The organism is Micromonospora sp. Mcm103, from assembly GCF_024519755.1.
In the GTDB taxonomy this organism is placed as follows: domain Bacteria; phylum Actinomycetota; class Actinomycetes; order Mycobacteriales; family Micromonosporaceae; genus Micromonospora; species Micromonospora aurantiaca.
This window is the reverse complement of sequence record NZ_JALJRJ010000022.1, coordinates 63,601-80,123: the sequence shown is the minus strand read 5'-3', so window position 1 is coordinate 80,123 and position 16,523 is coordinate 63,601. Positions and strand designations below refer to the sequence as shown.

The window sequence follows — 16,523 nt, the reverse complement described above, 5'->3', positions numbered from 1 at the left end:
AGCGGATCGTACTGTCGTTGATCAGCCAGTGGGGGGCCGCCCGGGTGGCGCAGACTGCCCGCATGAATCCCGCCTTCCTCCCCGAACCGCCGCAGAGCCCGGCGGCGAAAGCCGCGTACGAGGACGATCTCGCCTCCGACGGCTACGTCAACAACCTCACCCGCGTCTGGTGCTGGCGGCCCGACGTGCTGATGTCCTTCCAGAACACCCGCACCGAGCTGTTGTCCGAGTCCACGCTGTCCGCGCGTGAGGTGGCGGTGCTGGTCGCCGCCACGGCCGCCGCGCGGGGCGACTCGTACTGCTGGCTGGCCTGGGGCGCGCGGCTGGCCGGGATGAGCGACGAGGAGACCGCCGCCGCGGTGCTGCGCGGCGACGAGGCGGACCTGTCGGAGCGGGAGACGGCGCTTGCGGACTGGTCCCGCCGGGTCGTGACGGACCCGAACGCCACCATCGAGGCCGACACGCGACGCCTGCGCGAGGCCGGCCTGAGCGACCGGGAGATCTTCGAGGCGACCACTCTGATCGCGTTCCGGCTGGCCTTCTCCACGGTGAACGACGCGCTCGGCGCGCGACCGGACGCGCAACTGGCGGAGAAGGCGCCACGGCTCGTCCGGGAGGCGGTCACGTTCGGCCGCCCGGTCTGAACGAGCGGGGCCGCTTCCGTACGGCCACGGCATGTCGTACCGGTGTGGGAGGGTCCGGGCATGACGACGTTCGTGCTCATCCACGGCGGCGGGGGCAGCGCGTGGGACTGGCATCTGCTGGTTCCCGAGCTGGCCGCCCGCGGTCACGACGCGGTGGTGCCGGAGCTGCCGATCGGTGACCGGTCGGCGGGGTTCGCCGAGTTCCGCCAGGCGGTGATCGACGCCGCCGGCGACCGCGACGACCTCGTGGTGGTCGGGCACTCGTACGGCGCGTTCACCGCCCCGCTGGTCGCCGACCGGCTGCCGGTGCGCCTGCTGGTCCTGCTCACGCCGATGATCCCGCGGCCGGGCGAGAAGCCGGGGGACTGGTGGGGCGACACCGGCTACCGCGAGCCGGAAGGGCTCAGCGAGGAGCAGCAGTTCTACAACGGAGTGCCGGCCGAGATCGTCGCCGAGGCGCCCGCGCACGGCCGGGAGCAGGTGAGCGCGGAGTGGGACGAGCCGTGGCCGCTGGCCACCTGGCCGGCCGTGCCGACGACGGTGCTGATCGGCCGCGACGACCGGTTCTTCCCCGCCGACTTCCAGCGCCGGGTGGCCGCCGACCGGCTCGGCGTGGTGCCGGACGAGATCGACGGCGGTCACGCGGTGGCGCTCAGCCGCCCGGGCCCGCTCGCCGACCGGCTGACCGCCTACCTGGCGTCCTGACCGTCGGCCGCCGGGTTCAGGAGACGGCGGCGGCCGGGCGCCGGCTTCAGACGACCGCGGCGGCCGGGCGCGCGGGTTCGGGGTCGCGCGTGTGCCGGCGCGTCGGCAGCAGCAGCGGCGTGGCGAGCAGCAGCACCCCGGACACGGTGATCGCGGCGAGCGGGCCGACGACTGTGGCGAGGACGCCCCACCCGGCCATCAGCGCGGCCTGGGTGAGCCGGCCGGTGACACTCCACGCGGTCAGGACCTGCGCGGTGTGCGCCTGCGGGGTGCGGCGCAGGCGCTCGGTCGCGTAGATCGGGTTGAACACGCCCATGCACGTGATGAGCACCGACTCGACGGCGATCACGGTCAGCAGCCCGGTGGTCCCCGGATGGGTGAACGCGAGGCCGAGCGGGACGATCGACCGCAGCCAGCCGGACGCCGTCATGACCCGCTGCCGCCCGTACCGCCGCACCAGGCGCGGGCTCAGCCGTGCGCCGAGCACGCCGCCGAGCGCGGAGACCCCGAAGACCAGCCCGTACTGCCACGCAGCCACCTGGTACTCACCCAGCAGGAGCACGGCGAGCAGCGGCGCGGTCGCCATGATCAGGCCGCCGACCAGCACCGAGTTGAGGAACAGCCGCCACAGCACCGGGTCGCGGCGCACGAACCGCCAGCCGGTGCCCAGGTCGGCGACGCGTGAGGCGCCCGCCGGGTCGCGGGGCGCGGCCGTGTCGGCGGCCCGGATCCGCCGGACCGCGAGTGCCGAGAGCAGGTGGCTCACCGCGTCGGCGGTGATGGTGACGACCGGGCCGAGCAGCCCGACGAGCGCACCGCCGAGCGGCGGCCCGGCCGCCGTCGCAGCCCAGCTCGTCGCCTCGAGCCGTCCGTTCGCCGCCAGCAGCCGATCACCCCGGACCAGGCTCTTCAGGTACGCCCCGGACGCGGCGGTGAACGTGATGCCGGCCGTCCCGCAGACCACCGCGACGACGAGCAACTGGCCGTACGACAACATCCCGAGCGCGTACGCGGCCGGCACGCTCGCCAGCGCCGCGAACCGGACCAGATCCGTCGCGATCATCACCGGCAGCTTCCGCCGGTAGGCCACCCACGGCCCGAGCGGGACCGCCAGCACCGCCGCCACCGCCGGCCCCGCCGCCTCCAGGAGCGACACGGCGAACGCCGACGAGTCCAGCACCCGCACCGCGATCAGCGGGAACGCGCCGAACGCCAGCCAGGTGCCGTACGTGCTCACCGCGTACGCCGACCACAGCCACCCGAAATCCGAACCCAGCCTCCGCACGCCCCGCCCCCGTCACCGATGCCCCGCGCATCAGACCGGCCGCTTGGACGCCGGAGCAAACAACCGCCGCCCGGCGCGTCACAACCATCGGCTGGACCCGCCTACTGTGGGCCGGTGGACAGCGAGGCGGTGCGGTCGTTCGTGCGGGCTGCCGAACTCGGGCAGTTCCGGCACGCCGCCGACGAACTGGGCGTCACCCAGCAGGCCGTGTCGAAGCGGATCGCCGCGCTGGAGCGGGAGCTGGGGGTGCGCCTGTTCACCCGTATATCGCGAGGGGTCGAGCTGACACACGACGGCCGGGCGTTCCTCCCGCACGCCCGGGGCGTCGTCGCCGGCGCGGACCGCGCGGTCGCCGCGGTCCGGCCCGGCGCTCGGGCGCCGCGCATCGACGTGCTCGGCCTGCGCAGCGCGCAGGCCGTCCTGTTGCACGACTACTGGCGCGCCCACCCGGGCGTCGACCTCGACGTGGTGACGCTGCGGGTCGACGACCCCCGGCAGGTCGCCGCCGCGGTCCGGGCCGGCGACGTCGACGCCGCGTTCCGCACCGTCACCGACCCGGCCGCGCTGCCGCCCGAGGTACGGATGGTCCGCGCCTTCGACTCGCCGCTGCAACTGCTCGCCGGTCCCCGGCACCCGCTCGCGTCCGCGCCCACGCTCACGCCGTCCGAGCTGCGCGGACACCGGCTGCGGGTGCCGGGCATCGTGCCCGGAAGCGAGTGGGGCGAGTTCTACGGGCAACTCGCCGACGCCTTCGACCTGTGGGTGGACGCGACCGGGCCGAACTTCGGCACCGAGGTGCTCCTCGACGAGCTCGCGGACTCCGCGGACGTGGCGACGCTCGTCGGCGCCCGGGACCGCTACCTCTGGCCCGCCGGCCACGACCTGCGCCGCATCCCGATCACGGATCCGGTGCTCGCGTACCCGATCAACCTCATGCTGCCCCGGACCGGTCCGCACCCGGGGCTGCGGCCGGTCATCCGCCACTTCGCGGGCCTGCCGCCGCTGCCCGGGCCGGTCTGGCGGCCCGCCTGGCCCGGGTGATCAGGGCTGCGAGGTTCGCCGCGCCAGGTGGACCGTGACGCCGGCGGTGACCTCGACCGTGCCGGGCAGCACGTCCCGGACGCGGCGGAACACCTGCTCACGGACATGCGGCGGCAGTTCGAGATAGGCCGAGACGGTCGACAGGAGACCGACGTAGTCGTCGGCACTCATCGTGATCCGCCGCGCGATCTCCGACTGGCGTACGTCGGTGAACCACTCGGACGCGCGCAGCTCCGTGCCGGGCCACTGCATGCCGGCCTCCGGCGGCGTCCCGTCCGGCGACGGGATCTCGTCGTCGGCGAGGAACTCGGACCGGGCCGCGGCCACCGCGTCGCGCACCGCCGGGTCGGCCGGCCGCAGCGGCCCGCCGAACGACGCGAACACCCCACCGGGCGCGAGCAGCCCGGCGATCCGCTCCCACCGCCGGTCCGGGTCGGTCCAGTGCAGCGCCGCCGCCGCGTACACCAGGTCGTGGCGCTCGCCGGCGCGCAACTGCTCGAACGCGGCCTGCCGGACCCGCACGTCGGCCGGGACGTGCCGGCGCAGTTCGGCGAGCATCGCGGAATCCGGGTCGGTGGCGGTGACCGCGATGCCGCGCCGCGCGAACAGCCGGGTGGCCTTGCCGGTCCCGGCGCCGATCTCCAGTGCGGTCCGGACCGGCCGGTCCGCGTACGCCAGCACCAGGTCGGCCAGCTCCTCGGGGTAGCCGGGCCGGAACCGTTCGTACGCCAGCGCTGCCGCCCCGAAGCTCAACGCGCGACCCGGCATGCCGAGCATCCTCCCACGATCGGTCCTTCGTCCGCGGCTATCGTGCACGGTGTGGGCGAACCCGGCTGGCTGGACGACACCCGCACCTCCTACGACACGGTGGCGTCCAGTTACGCCGACCTGCTGCGCGACGCCCTGGCGAACGAGCCGTTCCAGCGCGGCATCCTCGCGCTCTTCGCCGAACTGGTCCGGGCGCGAGGGAGCGGGCCGGTCGCGGACATCGGCTGCGGACCGGGCCGGATCACCCGGCATCTCCACGATCTGGGCTTGAGCGCGTTCGGCATCGACCTGTCACCGGCGATGATCGACCTGGCGCGGCGCGACCACCCGGGCCTCCGCTTCGAGGTGGGTTCGATGACCCGCCTCGACCTCACCGACGGGTGCCTGACCGGTTTGCTCGCCTGGTTCTCGCTGATCCACGTCCCGGACGGTGAGATGCCCGCCGTCCTCGCCGGATTCCACCGGGTGCTGCGGCCCGGCGGCGTCGTGCTGCTCGGATTCCACGCCGGTGACGGCAGCCGGCTCAAGACACAGGGGTACGGCGGGCACCCGATGCGCGTCCACGTGCACCGCCGTCCACCGGGGCGGGTCGCGGCCTGGCTGACCGACGCCGGCTTCACCGTCGAGGCCGAGATGACGCATCGCCCCGCCCCGGACGTCGAAGGCGGCTTCGTCTTCGCCCACCGGTGAGATCAGGCCCTCGCCCTACGCTTCCGGATCCCCGGTCACGTGCGCGGCGACGGCGTCGGCCACCTGCTCGGGCGGGACGGTGGCGTCGATCAGGTGGGCGTCGGTCACCGACGCGAACGTGTCCAGCGCCCGGGCGACGTGGTCGTGCCGCCAGCCGCGCGCGCCGGCCTCGATCTGGTCGGCGTCGATGCGGGCACGCAGCCGGTCCTCGGGCAGCGTGAGCACGACCTCGCGGACGTCGATGCCGCAGGCGCGGATGCCGCCGAGGATCTCCGCCCGGTACGCCGGAAGGAGAAGGCTCATCGGCACGATCCAGACGCCCGCGTGGTGCCGGTCCAGCCCGGTGACCGTCTGCACGACGAGGTGACGCCACAGGGGCAGGTCCTGGAAGTCGCCGGTCGGCGGGGTGACGAACGCGGTGAGCATCGTGCCGAGGAACTCCGGGTCGAACAGCCGCGCGTCCGGAAGCGACTCCGTGAGCAGCCGCGCGGTGGTCGTCTTGCCGACACCGAACGCGCCGTTGATCCAGACAATCATGACGGTGATCGTGCCAGTGGGCGGCTAGCCTGGCGCGGTGGGATTCGACGTCGGCGCGGACGCGTACGGCCGTTTCATGGGCCGATTCGCCGAGCCACTGGCGGTGCGCTTCGCCGGCGCCGCGGGTGTCACGCGAGGGCAGCGGGCGCTTGATGTCGGCTGCGGCACCGGCGCGCTGACCGCGGAGCTGGTGGCACGGCTGGGGCCGGAGGCGGTATCGGCTGTCGACCCGTCGGCGCCGTTCGTCGAGGCGGCCCGGGTACGCCTGCCCGGGGTCGAGATCCGGCGGGCGTCGGCCGAGCTGTTGCCGTTCGCCGATGGCGGCTTCGACGTCACCCTCGCCCAGCTCGTCGTGCACTTCATGACGGACCCGGTTGCCGGCCTGCGGGAGATGGCCCGCGTGACCCGTTCCGGGGGTGTGGTGGCGGCCTGCGTGTGGGACCACGCCGGTGGGCGTGGACCGCTGACCGTGTTCTGGCAGGCGGTCCGGTCGCTCGACCCGGACGCGTACGACGAGTCGGGGCTCGCCGGGGCGCGGGAGGGCGACCTCGCTGACCTGTTCGCCGCGGCCGGCCTGCGGGACGTGCGGTCGTCGCTGCTAACCGTCCGGACGAGTTTCGCGAGCTTCGAGCAGTGGTGGGAGCCGTACACGCTCGGGGTGGGCCCGGCCGGGGACCACGTCCAGCGGCTCGACGCGGCGGGCCGCGCGGCGTTGCGCGACAGGTGCGCGTCACTGCTCGGCGACCGGTGGCCGGTGGAGGTCCCGGCCTCGGCCTGGACGGCGATCGGCCGGACGCGGTAGGCGGTCAGTCGGCGAAGTCGACGCCGGCGAGCGGCACGCCCCGGTACGCGGCGAGGCGCTCGGCCTCCGCGACGACCGCGTCGCGGGTGCTGCCGGTGAGCTTTCGCCACGGCTGGACCGCGACGGTGAACGACCGGCCGGACTTGCGGGGCCGCCACGTGCCGGCCAGCTCACCGTCGGCCAGCACGGCGCCGGGGCGGCCCAGCACCGGCCACAGTTCCTTCGCGCGGGCCGCGTCGGGCACGAGCGTCGCCCGGTCCTTCGCCTGGAGGAACAGGTCGAACGGGCCGAGCAGGCGGGTCGCCTTGGCGTCCGCCGACGCCAGCGCCGCCTCGTCGGCGGCCAGGATCCAGCGCGTCTCGCCGTCGACGCTCACCTCGACCGCGTCGTGCGGCCAGCGGGCCTTGACCTCCTTGACCGGGGCGTCGAGGTAGTCGGCGACATGCTTGGGCGTGGCCGGGCCGAGCAGCCGCAGGTAGGCGCGGATGAGCTCGAACCGGTCGCCGGGCGCGGCGGCCGGACGGAAGCCGCGGATGCGTTCCAGGATCGGCGGTGACGTGTCGAGTCGCAGCTCCAGCCCGGCGCGTACGGCGGCGAGCCGGAACGGCATCTCGTAGAGGTGGATCGCGTCGCACGGCCGGCAGTGCCGCAGGTAGGGCTCGGGCATCACCTCGGCGAGCCGCCCGGAGACCTCGCCCTTGACCGTCGGCGTGCGGACGATCTCCCGCATCCGCGCGGCCACCTCGTCGAGCGCGGCGACGATGCCGATGCCCGCGGCCTTCAACGGCTTCGCCGCGTCGTAGATGCGCTTGCCCGCGTCGGCGTCGGAGAACGGCTCGACCGCGGCGGCCACCGCGCCCACGTCGGCGCGGCGGTAGAGGTGCGGGGCGCCGCGAACCGTCCAGAGCAGGGCCACGTCGTCGCCGGTCAGCGGGGTGACATCGACCCCGCGCGTCGCCAGTGCCCAGCGGCCGCCGTCGGGGCCGGTGTCCTGCACGCCGATGTCGAGCACCGCGGTGTCGGCGAGCGAGCCCTCGGCCCGGTCGAGCTGCTGGGCGCGGACGCGGAAGGCCAGCACCTGACGCCTGTCGGTCATCGACACAGCGTAGGCGGCGGCACCGACACTTCCGCGACAGCGCGGCCCGTTCGCCACGGCGCGGTCAGCCGTCGGTGGAACGCTGTGGGTGTCTCCGGCCCCGTTTGACACCCATGGCGTTCCACTCGCCGTCCGCGGGCCGTGGGGGACTGCGTCAGCGGGCGGCGAGCAGCCGTTCGCGGACCTCGCGGCGCAGGATCTTTCCGATCTGGGAGTACGGCAGTTCGTCGACCACAACGACCCGGCGGGGCACCTTGTAGCCGGCCAGGTGGGTGCGGCACGAGGTCCGGATCGTCTCCGGGGTGACGGCCACCGCCGGGTCGACAACCACCGCGGCGACGACCTCCTCGCCGTCGTCGGTGGGCATGCCCACGGCGGCGGCCTCGCGTACGCCGGGGACGCGGCGCAGCGCCTCCTCCACCTCGGACGGGTAGACGTTGAAGCCGCCGGTGATGATCAGCTCCTTGATCCGGTCGACCACCGTCACGAAGCCGTCGGCGTCCATGGTGACGATGTCTCCGGTACGCATCCAGCCGCCCGGCAGCAGCACCTTGGCCGTCTCCTCGGGCCGGTGCCAGTAGCCGGAGAACACCTGCGGCCCGCGGACCAGCAGCTCACCGGCCTCGCCCGGGGCGCGGTCCCGGGACGGGTCCTCCGGGTCGACGATGCGCACGTCGGTGGAGGGGAACGGCACGCCCACGGTGCCCGGCCGGCGGCTCGGCGCGACCGGGTTGCCCACGGTGATCGGGGAGGTCTCGGTCATCCCGTACCCCTCGACCAGCAGGCCGCCGGTCACCTGCTCCCACAGCTCCACGGTGGCCGGTGGCAGCGACATCGCGCCGGAGATCGCGTACCGGATGGAGGTGAGGTCGACGCCGCGCTCGCGGGCGACGGTGGCCAGCTTCGCGTAGACCGGCGGTACCGCGGGCAGGAACGTCGGCGGGCGGCGGCGGACCGCGTCGAGCACCTGGTCGGCGTCGAAACGGGGGAACAGCACCAGTGTGGCCCCGATGCTGACGGCGAAGGTCAGGCAGAGCGTCAGCCCGTAGGCGTGGAACAGCGGCAGCACCGCGTACACCGTCTCCGCGCCGTCGCGCAGGCCCGGCACCCAGGCCCGGCCCTGCGCGGCGTTGGCGCGCAGGTTGCGGTGGGTCAGCACCGCGCCCTTCGGCTCGCCGGTGGTGCCACCTGTGTACTGGAGCAGCGCCACGTCCCCGGCCTCGGGCGCGGGATGCCCGGCGGGCAGCGGCCCGGCGGCGGCGACCAGCTCCGACCAGGGCAGCGCGCCGGGCGCGGGGGCGGTCATCGCGGCCCGCGCGGCGCGGACCTTCGGCAGCGGCACCCGCAGCGCCCACCGCTTGAGCCGCGGCAGCGCCGCGGTCAGGTCGACCGACACCACGGTACGCACGGCGCCGCGTCCCGCCACCAGCGGCGCGACCTTGTCCCACACGATCGCGACCGTCGCGCCGTGGTCGGTGAGCTGGCGGTCCAGTTCGTCGGCGGTGTAGAGCGGGTTGTGCTCGACGACCACCGCGCCGAGGCGCAGCACGGCGTAGAACGCGACCACGTGCTGCGGGCAGTTCGGCAGCACCAGCGCCACCCGGTCGCCCGGGCCGACGCCGAGCCGGCGCAGCGCCTCGGCGGCGCGGGCCACCTGGTCGGCCAGCTCGGTGAACGTGGTGGTGGCGCCGTAGAAGTCGAGCGCGACCCGGGGCCCGAACCGTCCGGCCGCCTCGGTGAGCAGGTCGACGAGCGAGCCGTCCGGCTCGGCGATCTCGGCCGGGACCCCGGGTGCGTAGCTGCGGGTCCAGGGTCGCTGAGCGGTCGCGTCCATCGCCGTTACTCCTCGTCGCGCGGATGACGACCCCAGCCTAACGTGACCGGGCGGTAACCTACGCTGACGTAGGTTGCCGGGTAGGTCACACCCGCGCAGGTCAGCGACGGCGGGTCGAATGCTGGTGCACCACCCGCCGGCCCTTCACGATCCCGAAGACGATGACCGCGGCGAGCGCGATCACGCCGATGACGACGAGCCAGCGGACCGCCTCCAGCAGCAGCCCGAGCAGGATGAGCACACCGGCGACCACGCCGACCACCCAGAGCAACGCGCGCATGTCCCAGCCTCCCGTCGTACGGTGGGCAGTGCGCTTTCCCGCTGCTCGTGCGGCCATGCGCCGCCCGGTGGATCAGTGCCGGGCCACGTACACGGTGTTCGCCGCCTCCCGGCCCTGCAACGGGTTCGGGAACCGGACGACGTGCGCCACCGAGGTCGGGAACACCTCGGTGAGCGTGCGCTGGAACGCCGGATCCGGTGGGTCGTTCGACCACAGCGCGAAGACGCCCTCCGGGTGCAGCAGCGCGGCCAGCCGCCGCAGCCCGTCGACCGTGTAGAACGGGGCGTGGCTGGGGTGCAGCACCTGGCGGGGGGAGTGGTCCACGTCCAGCAGCACCGCGTGGAAGCGGCGGCCGGGCTCGTCCGGGTCGAGACCGTCGCCGGCCACAGCGGCGAAGAAGTCCGCCCGGACGAACCGGGTACGCGGATCGGTGGCCAGGCCGGCGGCGAACGGCAGCAGATCCCGCCGGTGCCAGTCGATCACGTCCTCGATCGCCTCGACCACCACCAGTGAGCGCACCCGGGGATCCTCCAGCGCGGTACGCGCGGTGTAGCCGAGGCCGAGCCCGCCGACCACCACGTCCAGCGCGTCACCGGTGAGCGGGGCCAGTCCGAGCCGGGCCAGTTCGATCTCCGCGACCGGGAAGGCGCTGGACATGAGGTACTCGTCGTCGAGCTTCACCTCGTACACCTCGGAGTCCAGTGCCGGGTCACGGCGCCGCCGCAGGCTGATCTCGCCGATCGGCGTCTCCCGCCAGGCCAGTTCCTCGAAACGCGCGCCCACCCGGTGTCCTCTCCGCTGATCCGTCCCCGGATGCTACCGGCCGGTCCCGGCCCGGCCCGGCGGAACGGCGGCGGACGGCGGTCAGTCGGCGGGGCGGGTGGCGACCACTACGGTGTCCAGCGCGTCGACGGTCCCGCCGTCGGTGGCCGGGACCGGCCGGCGGGTCGTTTCGGCCCGCTGCACGCGCAGCCCGGCCAGCCCGTCGACCACCGACTCCGGCGTGAGCAGCACGTCCGGGTCCTGCGGGCCGCCGATGCCACCGGCGAGGTTGGCCAGGTCGTGGCCCACCACCACGAGCGTGCCGCCGGGGCGCAGCGCGGACTTCGCCGCGGCGAGCACCCCGGCGAACTCCGGCGCAGGCAGGTGCAGGTAGCTGATCAGCACCAGGTCGTAGCTGTTCGGCACCGGCCGGTACGCGGTCACGTCCGCGACCCGCCAGTCGACCGTGACGCCCCGCGCGGCGGCCAGCTCCCGCCCCCGGTCGACGGCCACCGCGGAGAAGTCCACCGCGTTGACCCGCCAGCCCTGACCGGCCAGCCAGACCGCGTTGCGGCCCTCGCCGGCGGCGATGTCCAGCGCTGACCCGGGAGTCAGCCCGGTGACCGACTCGACCACGAAACGGTTGGGCTCAGCGCTCCACACCAGTCCGGGCGTGTCGGCGTACCGGCTGTCCCAGGCGCTGCTGTCCACTGTGTTCCCTCCTCCGGCGGCCCCACACCGCCATGGTGACCGTACCGGCCACGGCAAGCGCTCCCACGGTGAGTCCCCACACCGGCGGCAACTGCTGCGCGAGCACGAACACGCCCATCACCACGACGAACCAGCCGAACACCCGGCGCAGCAGGTCGGCCGGGATCCGGCCGGTGAGCCGGCCACCGAGCAGGCTGCCGACGACGGCGGCGGCGGTGACCCCGGCGGCCAGACCCCAGTGGATCTGCACGCTGGACAGGTAGCCGGCCAGGCCGGCGAACGACTTCATCGCGATGACGACCAGCGAGGTGCCGACCGCTACCGGCATCGGCAACCCGCCCAGCAGGGCCAGGGCCGGTACGACCAGGAAGCCGCCGCCGGCGCCGACCAGGCCGGTGACCAGGCCGACGACCACACCGTCCCCGACCACCCGCAGCATCGGCAGCTCGTGCGGCACCGGGCGGCCCTCGGCGGACCGGCGGCCCCGGATCATCGCGACCGCGGTGGCGAGCATCATCAGCGCGAACGCGGTCAGCAGGACGCTGGCCGGGACGAACTCGGCCAGCCGGCCGCCCGCGTACGCGCCGGTCATCCCGGCCACACCGAAGATGAGCCCGGTACGCCAGCGGACCCGGTTCGCCCTGGCGTGCGGCAGCACGGCGACGGCGCTGGTCACGCCGACGACGAGCAGCGAGGTGGCGATTGCCTCCTTGGCGGGCAGATCGGCGACGTAGACCAGTAGCGGCACGGCGAGGATCGACCCGCCGCCGCCGAGCAGGCCCAACGTCACGCCGATCAGCACCGCGCCGGCCAGCGTCAGGACGAGAGTCGTCACTTGCGGCTCCCGTCCCGCAACTGCCCGACGATCGTGTCCAGGTCGCAGCTCGCGCCGCGGTTGTACGGCAGCTTGCTCAGCAGCATGCCCATGGCGCAGGTGTTGGTGAGCGCGGCGAACGTGAGGCCCGCGCCGATGAACGCGGCGACCCACTTCAGGCCGGGGACGAACACCGAACCGACGATCGCGGCGAGCACGATCGAGCCGGCGACGAGGCGTACCTGGCGCTCCAGGTCCCAGCGCGGCCGGCCCTGGTTGACCGGGGCGTTCGTGGCCTGCCAGGCCAGCATGCCGCCGTCGAGCACCTTCACGTTGGGCAGGCCGACGGTGCCGAGCGCCTGACCGGCCTGGCCGGCCCGGACGCCGGAGCGGCAGATCAGCACCACGTCCTCGTCCAGGTGGCTGCGCAGCTCCGCGCGGTGCTCCCGGAGCAGGTCCAGCGGCACGTTGTACGCGCCGGGGATGTGCGCCGCCTCGAACTCACCGGGCGTGCGCACGTCGAGCATCCGGGGCGTACGGCCGGCGGCGATCAGCTCGCGCAGGGTCGCCGCGTCGATGGTGGTGGGGGTGGTCGTGGTCATGCTTCGGTCTCCTTCAGCGGGTGTTCTCGGGCAGGGGCGGGCGCCGGCCGGCGTAGGGACACGCCGGCCGGGCGCTCGGAGAGAGGTCAGGCGGTGGGCGCCATGCGTACGCCGGCCGCCTCGGCCCGGCCGTACGAGTCGTCGATCAGCACCACGTCACGGCCGGCGTTGGCGAGCAGGGACGCGGCGGCGGTGGCCCGGTAGCCGGAGCCGCAGTGCACCCAGACGGTCCCGGCGGGGATGTCGGCGAGCCGCTTCGGCACGTCCGGCAGCGGCACGTGCACCGCACCGTCGATGTGTCCGGCCTTCCACTCGTTCGTCATCCGCACGTCGAGGACGACCTGCGGCGCGGGCAGCCCGGCCGGGGTCTTCCCGGCCTGCGCGGCGGCGAGCGCGGCGAAGTCGGCCACCGCCGTCTCCCGCAGCTGCGACGGGTCCGTGGTCCACTGCTCGGGCTCGCCGGTGGCCTGGGCGGCCGGGCGGTCGATGCCGATGCGGACCAGTTCCCGCTGGGCGTCGGCGACCTGCTCCGGGGTCTGCGCCAGGAACGTGATCGGCACGCCCCAGTCGATCAGCCAGCCGAGCCACGTCGACATCGGCCCGTCCAGGCCGAGGCTGACGGTGCCGGCCAGGTGCGAGGCCGCGTACGCCTTGCGGTGGCGCAGGTCGACCACCCACTCGCCGGCGGCGATACGACGGCGCAGCTCGTCGGCGTCGGCGCGGGCCACCGGCGTGAGGTCGACCGGGGCGGGACCGGCGGCGTTGGCGACGCCCATGTGGGCGTAGTACGCCGGGTAGGCGTCCAGCCCGGCCAGCGTCTCGGTGACGAACTGGTCGGCGGCCAGCCGCAGCACCGGGTTGGCCTCCTTCTCCCGGCCGATCGTCGACTCGGGCGCGTCGGCCTGGCTGGCCGAGCAGAAGCTGCCGAAGCCGTGCGTGGGCCAGACCTGGGCGCCGTCGGGCAGCAGGTCGGCCAGCTTGCGCGCGGAGGCGTACTGGTGGTGCGCCAGCTCGTGCGCGTACTGCTGGCCGAGCAGGTCGGTGCGGCCGGTGGTGCCGAACAGCAGCGAGCCGCCGGTGAACACGCCGGCCGCCGTCCAGCCGCCGTCGGTGGCCTCGTCGAGTGCGTACGACAGGTGGTGGAACGTGTGACCAGGGGTGCCGATCACCCGCAGCCGCATGGTGTCCGACACCGGCACGGTGTCGCCGTCGGCGGCCGGGGTCCGGTCGAACTCGACCGTGTCGGCGGCGGCCACCAGGTACTGCGCGCCGGTGATCCGGGCCAGCTCCAGGCCGCCGGAGACGTAGTCGTTGTGGATGTGCGTCTCGACCACGTGGGTGATGCGTACGCCCTTGGCGCCGGCCAGGTACAGGACGCGGTCGATGTCGCGCTGCGGGTCGACCACGATCGCCACCCGGCCGTCGGAGGCGAGGTAGCTGCGGTCGCCGAGCGAGGAGGTCGCGATGACGGACACGTCGAGAGTCATGCCGTTTCCTCTCATTGCCTATATACCCCGGGGGGTATGCATGGGACAGTCTGCGGCCTGGGTCAACCAGGCAGGTGTTTACCCGCCCGCGTCGTGGTCACACGGCGCGGGCGGGGCTCAGCCGGTCAGGCGGACGCCGTCAGGCAGGGGGCCGTCAGGCCAGGGACAGGAAGAGCTTCTCCAGCTCCTCCTCGGTCATCTCCGGCTCCTCGCCCGCCTGGCGGGCGGCGTCGCAGTAGCGCATGCCGGAGGCGATGATCTTGAAACCGGCCCGGTCGATGGCCTTGGAGACCGCGGCGAGCTGGGTCAGCGCGGCGCGGCAGTCCTCGCCGTTCTCCATCATCTCGATGACGGCGTTGAGCTGCCCCCGGGCCCGCTTGAGCCGGGTCAGCGCCTCGCCTGTCATCTCCGGTCGAAGATTCACGTCATACCTCCTGCGCTCGAAGATACCCCAGGGGGTACCCGTGCCGCCACCCGTCAGGCGGTCTTGGCCCGGACCTCGTCCATGTCGAGGTCACGCACGGCCCGGATCAGCTCCTCCAGCCCGGCCGTCGGCAGGGCGCCCGGCTGGGCGAACACCAGCACGCCGTCCCGGAACGCCATCAGTGTCGGGATCGACCGGATCTGGGCGGCGGCCGCCAGGGCCGGCTCGGCCTCGGTGTCGACCTTGCCGAAGACGATGTCCGGGTGCTGCTCGCTGGACTTCTCGTAGACCGGCGCGAACGCCCGGCAGGGGCCGCACCAGCCGGCCCAGAAGTCGACCAGGACGATGCCGTCCCGGTTGACCGTCCCTGCGAAGTCAGTGGTGGTCAACGCCACGCTGGCCATCAGTACCTCCGTCGGTTCGGGTTCCGCCATGTCTAACACACCCCCGGGGGTATCCATTCCGGGGGTGGTGGCCGGCTTGATCCACTCCACCTCGGGGAGGTGGACGGGTCTGGGCCGGTGTGATGCGGCCACCTCGGCGTACTGGCGGGGCGAACCGACGACGGAGGGCCCGTGAGGGACACGCAGGGTCGCCGGGGCATCGACGGAGCGCTTATCCTGTGCGCCGACCATCCCGGCGGGAAGGGACACGATGGCGTCGCGGCAGGACCAGCTGCACTCGTACCAGTTCACCGTCCAGCGGGCGGTCGCCGCGCTCGTCATGCGGGAGACGGACCCGCCGCAGTCCCCGTTCCGCCGGCTGGCCGGCGCCGGTCTGGCCAGCGTCCTGGTCGCGGCGATCGCGCTCGGCGGCGTCGCCCTCTACGGCCTGTTCACCGGCGGCGGTGACTCGTGGCGCGAGACGGGCGCGGTGATCGTGGAGAAGGAGTCGGGCGCGCGATTCGTCTACCGCGACGAGAAGCTGCACCCGGTGTCGAACTACGCCTCCGCGCTGCTGATCATCGGGGCGGAGCGGCCGAAGACGGTGCTGGTCAGCCGCCGCGCCATCGAGGGGGTGCCGCGCGGTCTGCCGCTCGGCATCGCCGACGCGCCGGACTCGCTGCCCGCGCCGAACCGGCTCGTCCGCGACGCGTGGACGCTCTGCTCCGTGGAGGGGGACGAGCCCGGGCGCGACGAGGCCCGGTCGGTGCTGCTGATCGGGCGGCAGGCCACCGGCGGCCGGGTGCTCGGCGACCAGGGGCTGCTGGCCCGGCACCCGGACGGCGGCCTGCACCTGCTCTGGCACGACCGGCGCTACCTGCTGCGCGACACCGACCGGGTGCTCGCCGCGCTCGCCGCCACCCGGGAACGGGCGGTGCCGGTGGCGGCGGCGCTGCTCAACACGCTGCCGGCCGGCGCCGACCTGGCCCCGCCGCCCGTCGGCGACCTCGGCGAGCCGTCCGAGCGGGTCACCGGCGCCACAGTGGGTGACGTCTACCTGGTGCGCAACTCCGGCGGCGGACGGCAGTACGCGGTCGCGCAGCGCGCCGGGCTGGCCGGCATCACCGAGTTGCAGGCGGCGCTGCTGCTGGCCCGCACCGGCCAGCGGGAGCCGGAGCCGATCACGCTCGGCCGGTTCGCCGCGCTGCCGAAACTGCCCGGTCTGGTGCCCGGCGGGGCGAGCGCGCCACCCGCCGTACCGCCCCGGCTGGCCGCCGCCGAGAGCGGTGCGATCTGCGCGCGGGCCGGGGACGACGCCGGCGTTCGCGAGATCCGTCTCGGAGTCACCGCGCCGGACCTCGCCGCCGCCACCCGGACACAGGGCGGGCGGGCCGGGCTCGCCGACGAGGTGGTGGTGGAGCCGGGACGCGGCGCGCTGGTGGAGGCGGTGTCCGCGCCGGGCGCCACCGGCGGCGCGGTCTGCGTGATCACCGACCTCGGACGACGGTATGCGCTGACCGGCGCGGACGTGCCGGGCTCGCTCGGCTATGCCGGGGTGCGCCCGGCGCGGCTGCCGGCGGCCCTGGTGGACCTCCTGCCGGCTGGCAGCCCGCTCGACCCGGAGGCCGCCCGCGCCGTCGCCGCGCCCGCCTGAGCGC

General features: G+C 74.3%; 19 protein-coding genes. 6 read left to right on the top strand and 13 right to left on the bottom strand.

Annotation, left to right across the window (positions count from 1 at the left end):
- The first annotated feature begins 62 nt into the window (after positions 1 to 62).
- Both OC439_RS24360 and OC439_RS24355 read left to right on the top strand, forming a co-directional pair.
- Entirely contained in the window at positions 63 to 644 is a 582-nt protein-coding gene (locus OC439_RS24360) for a carboxymuconolactone decarboxylase family protein (RefSeq protein WP_262015456.1), read from the top strand.
- A gap of 60 nt (positions 645 to 704) precedes the next feature.
- Entirely contained in the window at positions 705 to 1,349 is a 645-nt protein-coding gene (locus OC439_RS24355) for an alpha/beta fold hydrolase (RefSeq protein WP_262015455.1), read from the top strand.
- Between the two features lie 46 nt (positions 1,350 to 1,395).
- On the opposite strand, the gene OC439_RS24350 is transcribed toward OC439_RS24355, so the two are convergent.
- Positions 1,396 to 2,634 carry an MFS transporter gene (locus tag OC439_RS24350; protein ID WP_262015454.1) on the bottom strand — a complete coding sequence of 413 codons (1,239 nt, stop codon included), beginning with the start codon at positions 2,632 to 2,634 and terminating at the stop codon, positions 1,396 to 1,398.
- A 114-nt stretch (positions 2,635 to 2,748) separates the two neighbouring features.
- Here OC439_RS24350 and OC439_RS24345 point away from each other — a divergent pair, with 114 nt between their 5' ends.
- On the top strand, positions 2,749 to 3,675 hold the full coding sequence (locus OC439_RS24345; RefSeq protein WP_262015453.1) for a LysR family transcriptional regulator: 927 nt from the start codon (positions 2,749 to 2,751) through the stop codon (positions 3,673 to 3,675).
- On the opposite strand, the gene OC439_RS24340 is transcribed toward OC439_RS24345, so the two are convergent.
- Positions 3,676 to 4,443: a class I SAM-dependent methyltransferase gene (locus OC439_RS24340; RefSeq protein ID WP_262015503.1), complete on the bottom strand. Its 768-nt coding sequence runs from the start codon at positions 4,441 to 4,443 to the stop codon at positions 3,676 to 3,678.
- 51 nt (positions 4,444 to 4,494) lie between these two features.
- Here OC439_RS24340 and OC439_RS24335 point away from each other — a divergent pair, with 51 nt between their 5' ends.
- Positions 4,495 to 5,133, top strand: coding sequence for a class I SAM-dependent DNA methyltransferase (locus OC439_RS24335; RefSeq protein ID WP_410054952.1), 639 nt, complete (start codon positions 4,495 to 4,497; stop codon positions 5,131 to 5,133).
- Between the two features lie 15 nt (positions 5,134 to 5,148).
- Here the strand turns inward: OC439_RS24335 and OC439_RS24330 are convergent, their stop codons facing one another.
- On the bottom strand, positions 5,149 to 5,670 hold the full coding sequence (locus OC439_RS24330) for an AAA family ATPase (RefSeq protein ID WP_262015451.1): 522 nt from the start codon (positions 5,668 to 5,670) through the stop codon (positions 5,149 to 5,151).
- A gap of 37 nt (positions 5,671 to 5,707) precedes the next feature.
- Between OC439_RS24330 and OC439_RS24325 the strand changes: the two genes are divergently transcribed.
- Positions 5,708 to 6,472: a class I SAM-dependent methyltransferase gene (locus tag OC439_RS24325; protein ID WP_262015450.1), complete on the top strand. Its 765-nt coding sequence runs from the start codon at positions 5,708 to 5,710 to the stop codon at positions 6,470 to 6,472.
- 4 nt (positions 6,473 to 6,476) lie between these two features.
- Here OC439_RS24325 and OC439_RS24320 read toward each other — a convergent pair whose 3' ends face one another.
- The 10 genes from OC439_RS24320 to trxA all read right to left on the bottom strand — a co-directional run bounded on the left by OC439_RS24320 (position 6,477) and on the right by trxA (position 14,886).
- Complete coding sequence (locus OC439_RS24320; protein WP_262015449.1) at positions 6,477 to 7,568, bottom strand: winged helix DNA-binding domain-containing protein; 1,092 nt, start codon at positions 7,566 to 7,568, stop codon at positions 6,477 to 6,479.
- 154 nt (positions 7,569 to 7,722) lie between these two features.
- Complete coding sequence (locus tag OC439_RS24315) at positions 7,723 to 9,402, bottom strand: long-chain-fatty-acid--CoA ligase (RefSeq protein WP_262015448.1); 1,680 nt, start codon at positions 9,400 to 9,402, stop codon at positions 7,723 to 7,725.
- Positions 9,403 to 9,502: 100 nt separating this feature from the next.
- A complete protein-coding gene (locus OC439_RS24310; RefSeq protein ID WP_262015447.1) occupies positions 9,503 to 9,682 on the bottom strand; it encodes a hypothetical protein in 180 nt (59 codons plus the stop codon).
- A gap of 72 nt (positions 9,683 to 9,754) precedes the next feature.
- Positions 9,755 to 10,465 (bottom strand): spermidine synthase, encoded by a 711-nt coding sequence (locus tag OC439_RS24305; RefSeq protein WP_194801741.1) that lies wholly within the window; start codon positions 10,463 to 10,465, stop codon positions 9,755 to 9,757.
- An 81-nt stretch (positions 10,466 to 10,546) separates the two neighbouring features.
- The gene (locus OC439_RS24300; RefSeq protein ID WP_262015446.1) at positions 10,547 to 11,155 is read right to left on the bottom strand and encodes a class I SAM-dependent methyltransferase; all 609 of its coding nucleotides are present in this window, start codon (positions 11,153 to 11,155) and stop codon (positions 10,547 to 10,549) included.
- Positions 11,094 to 11,990, bottom strand: a complete 897-nt coding sequence (locus tag OC439_RS24295) for a sulfite exporter TauE/SafE family protein (protein ID WP_262015445.1) — start codon at positions 11,988 to 11,990, stop codon at positions 11,094 to 11,096. The genes OC439_RS24300 and OC439_RS24295 overlap by 62 nt, the downstream gene beginning before the upstream one ends.
- Positions 11,987 to 12,571, bottom strand: coding sequence for a rhodanese-like domain-containing protein (locus tag OC439_RS24290; protein ID WP_114920221.1), 585 nt, complete (start codon positions 12,569 to 12,571; stop codon positions 11,987 to 11,989). Before OC439_RS24290 ends, OC439_RS24295 begins: the two co-directional genes overlap by 4 nt.
- Before the next feature lie 86 nt (positions 12,572 to 12,657).
- A complete protein-coding gene (locus OC439_RS24285; protein ID WP_262015444.1) occupies positions 12,658 to 14,058 on the bottom strand; it encodes an MBL fold metallo-hydrolase in 1,401 nt (466 codons plus the stop codon).
- Positions 14,059 to 14,212: 154 nt separating this feature from the next.
- Positions 14,213 to 14,482 carry a metal-sensitive transcriptional regulator gene (locus tag OC439_RS24280; RefSeq protein ID WP_013285930.1) on the bottom strand — a complete coding sequence of 90 codons (270 nt, stop codon included), beginning with the start codon at positions 14,480 to 14,482 and terminating at the stop codon, positions 14,213 to 14,215.
- Positions 14,483 to 14,535: 53 nt separating this feature from the next.
- Entirely contained in the window at positions 14,536 to 14,886 is a 351-nt protein-coding gene (trxA, locus tag OC439_RS24275) for a thioredoxin (RefSeq protein ID WP_262015502.1), read from the bottom strand.
- A 250-nt stretch (positions 14,887 to 15,136) separates the two neighbouring features.
- Here trxA and eccB point away from each other — a divergent pair, with 250 nt between their 5' ends.
- Entirely contained in the window at positions 15,137 to 16,519 is a 1,383-nt protein-coding gene (eccB, locus tag OC439_RS24270) for a type VII secretion protein EccB (protein ID WP_262015443.1), read from the top strand.
- Positions 16,520 to 16,523 lie beyond the last annotated feature (4 nt).

Coding starts and splice junctions, on each gene's coding strand:
- OC439_RS24320 (WP_262015449.1), bottom strand. CDS start 7,568: ATGACCGACAGGCGTCAGGTGCTGGCCTTCCGCGTCCGCGCCCAGCAG.
- OC439_RS24355 (WP_262015455.1), top strand. CDS start 705: ATGACGACGTTCGTGCTCATCCACGGCGGCGGGGGCAGCGCGTGGGAC.
- OC439_RS24360 (WP_262015456.1), top strand. CDS start 63: ATGAATCCCGCCTTCCTCCCCGAACCGCCGCAGAGCCCGGCGGCGAAA.
- OC439_RS24310 (WP_262015447.1), bottom strand. CDS start 9,682: ATGCGCGCGTTGCTCTGGGTGGTCGGCGTGGTCGCCGGTGTGCTCATC.
- OC439_RS24290 (WP_114920221.1), bottom strand. CDS start 12,571: ATGACCACGACCACCCCCACCACCATCGACGCGGCGACCCTGCGCGAG.
- OC439_RS24340 (WP_262015503.1), bottom strand. CDS start 4,443: ATGCCGGGTCGCGCGTTGAGCTTCGGGGCGGCAGCGCTGGCGTACGAA.
- OC439_RS24285 (WP_262015444.1), bottom strand. CDS start 14,058: ATGACTCTCGACGTGTCCGTCATCGCGACCTCCTCGCTCGGCGACCGC.
- OC439_RS24330 (WP_262015451.1), bottom strand. CDS start 5,670: ATGATTGTCTGGATCAACGGCGCGTTCGGTGTCGGCAAGACGACCACC.
- eccB (WP_262015443.1), top strand. CDS start 15,137: ATGGCGTCGCGGCAGGACCAGCTGCACTCGTACCAGTTCACCGTCCAG.
- OC439_RS24315 (WP_262015448.1), bottom strand. CDS start 9,402: ATGGACGCGACCGCTCAGCGACCCTGGACCCGCAGCTACGCACCCGGG.
- trxA (WP_262015502.1), bottom strand. CDS start 14,886: ATGGCCAGCGTGGCGTTGACCACCACTGACTTCGCAGGGACGGTCAAC.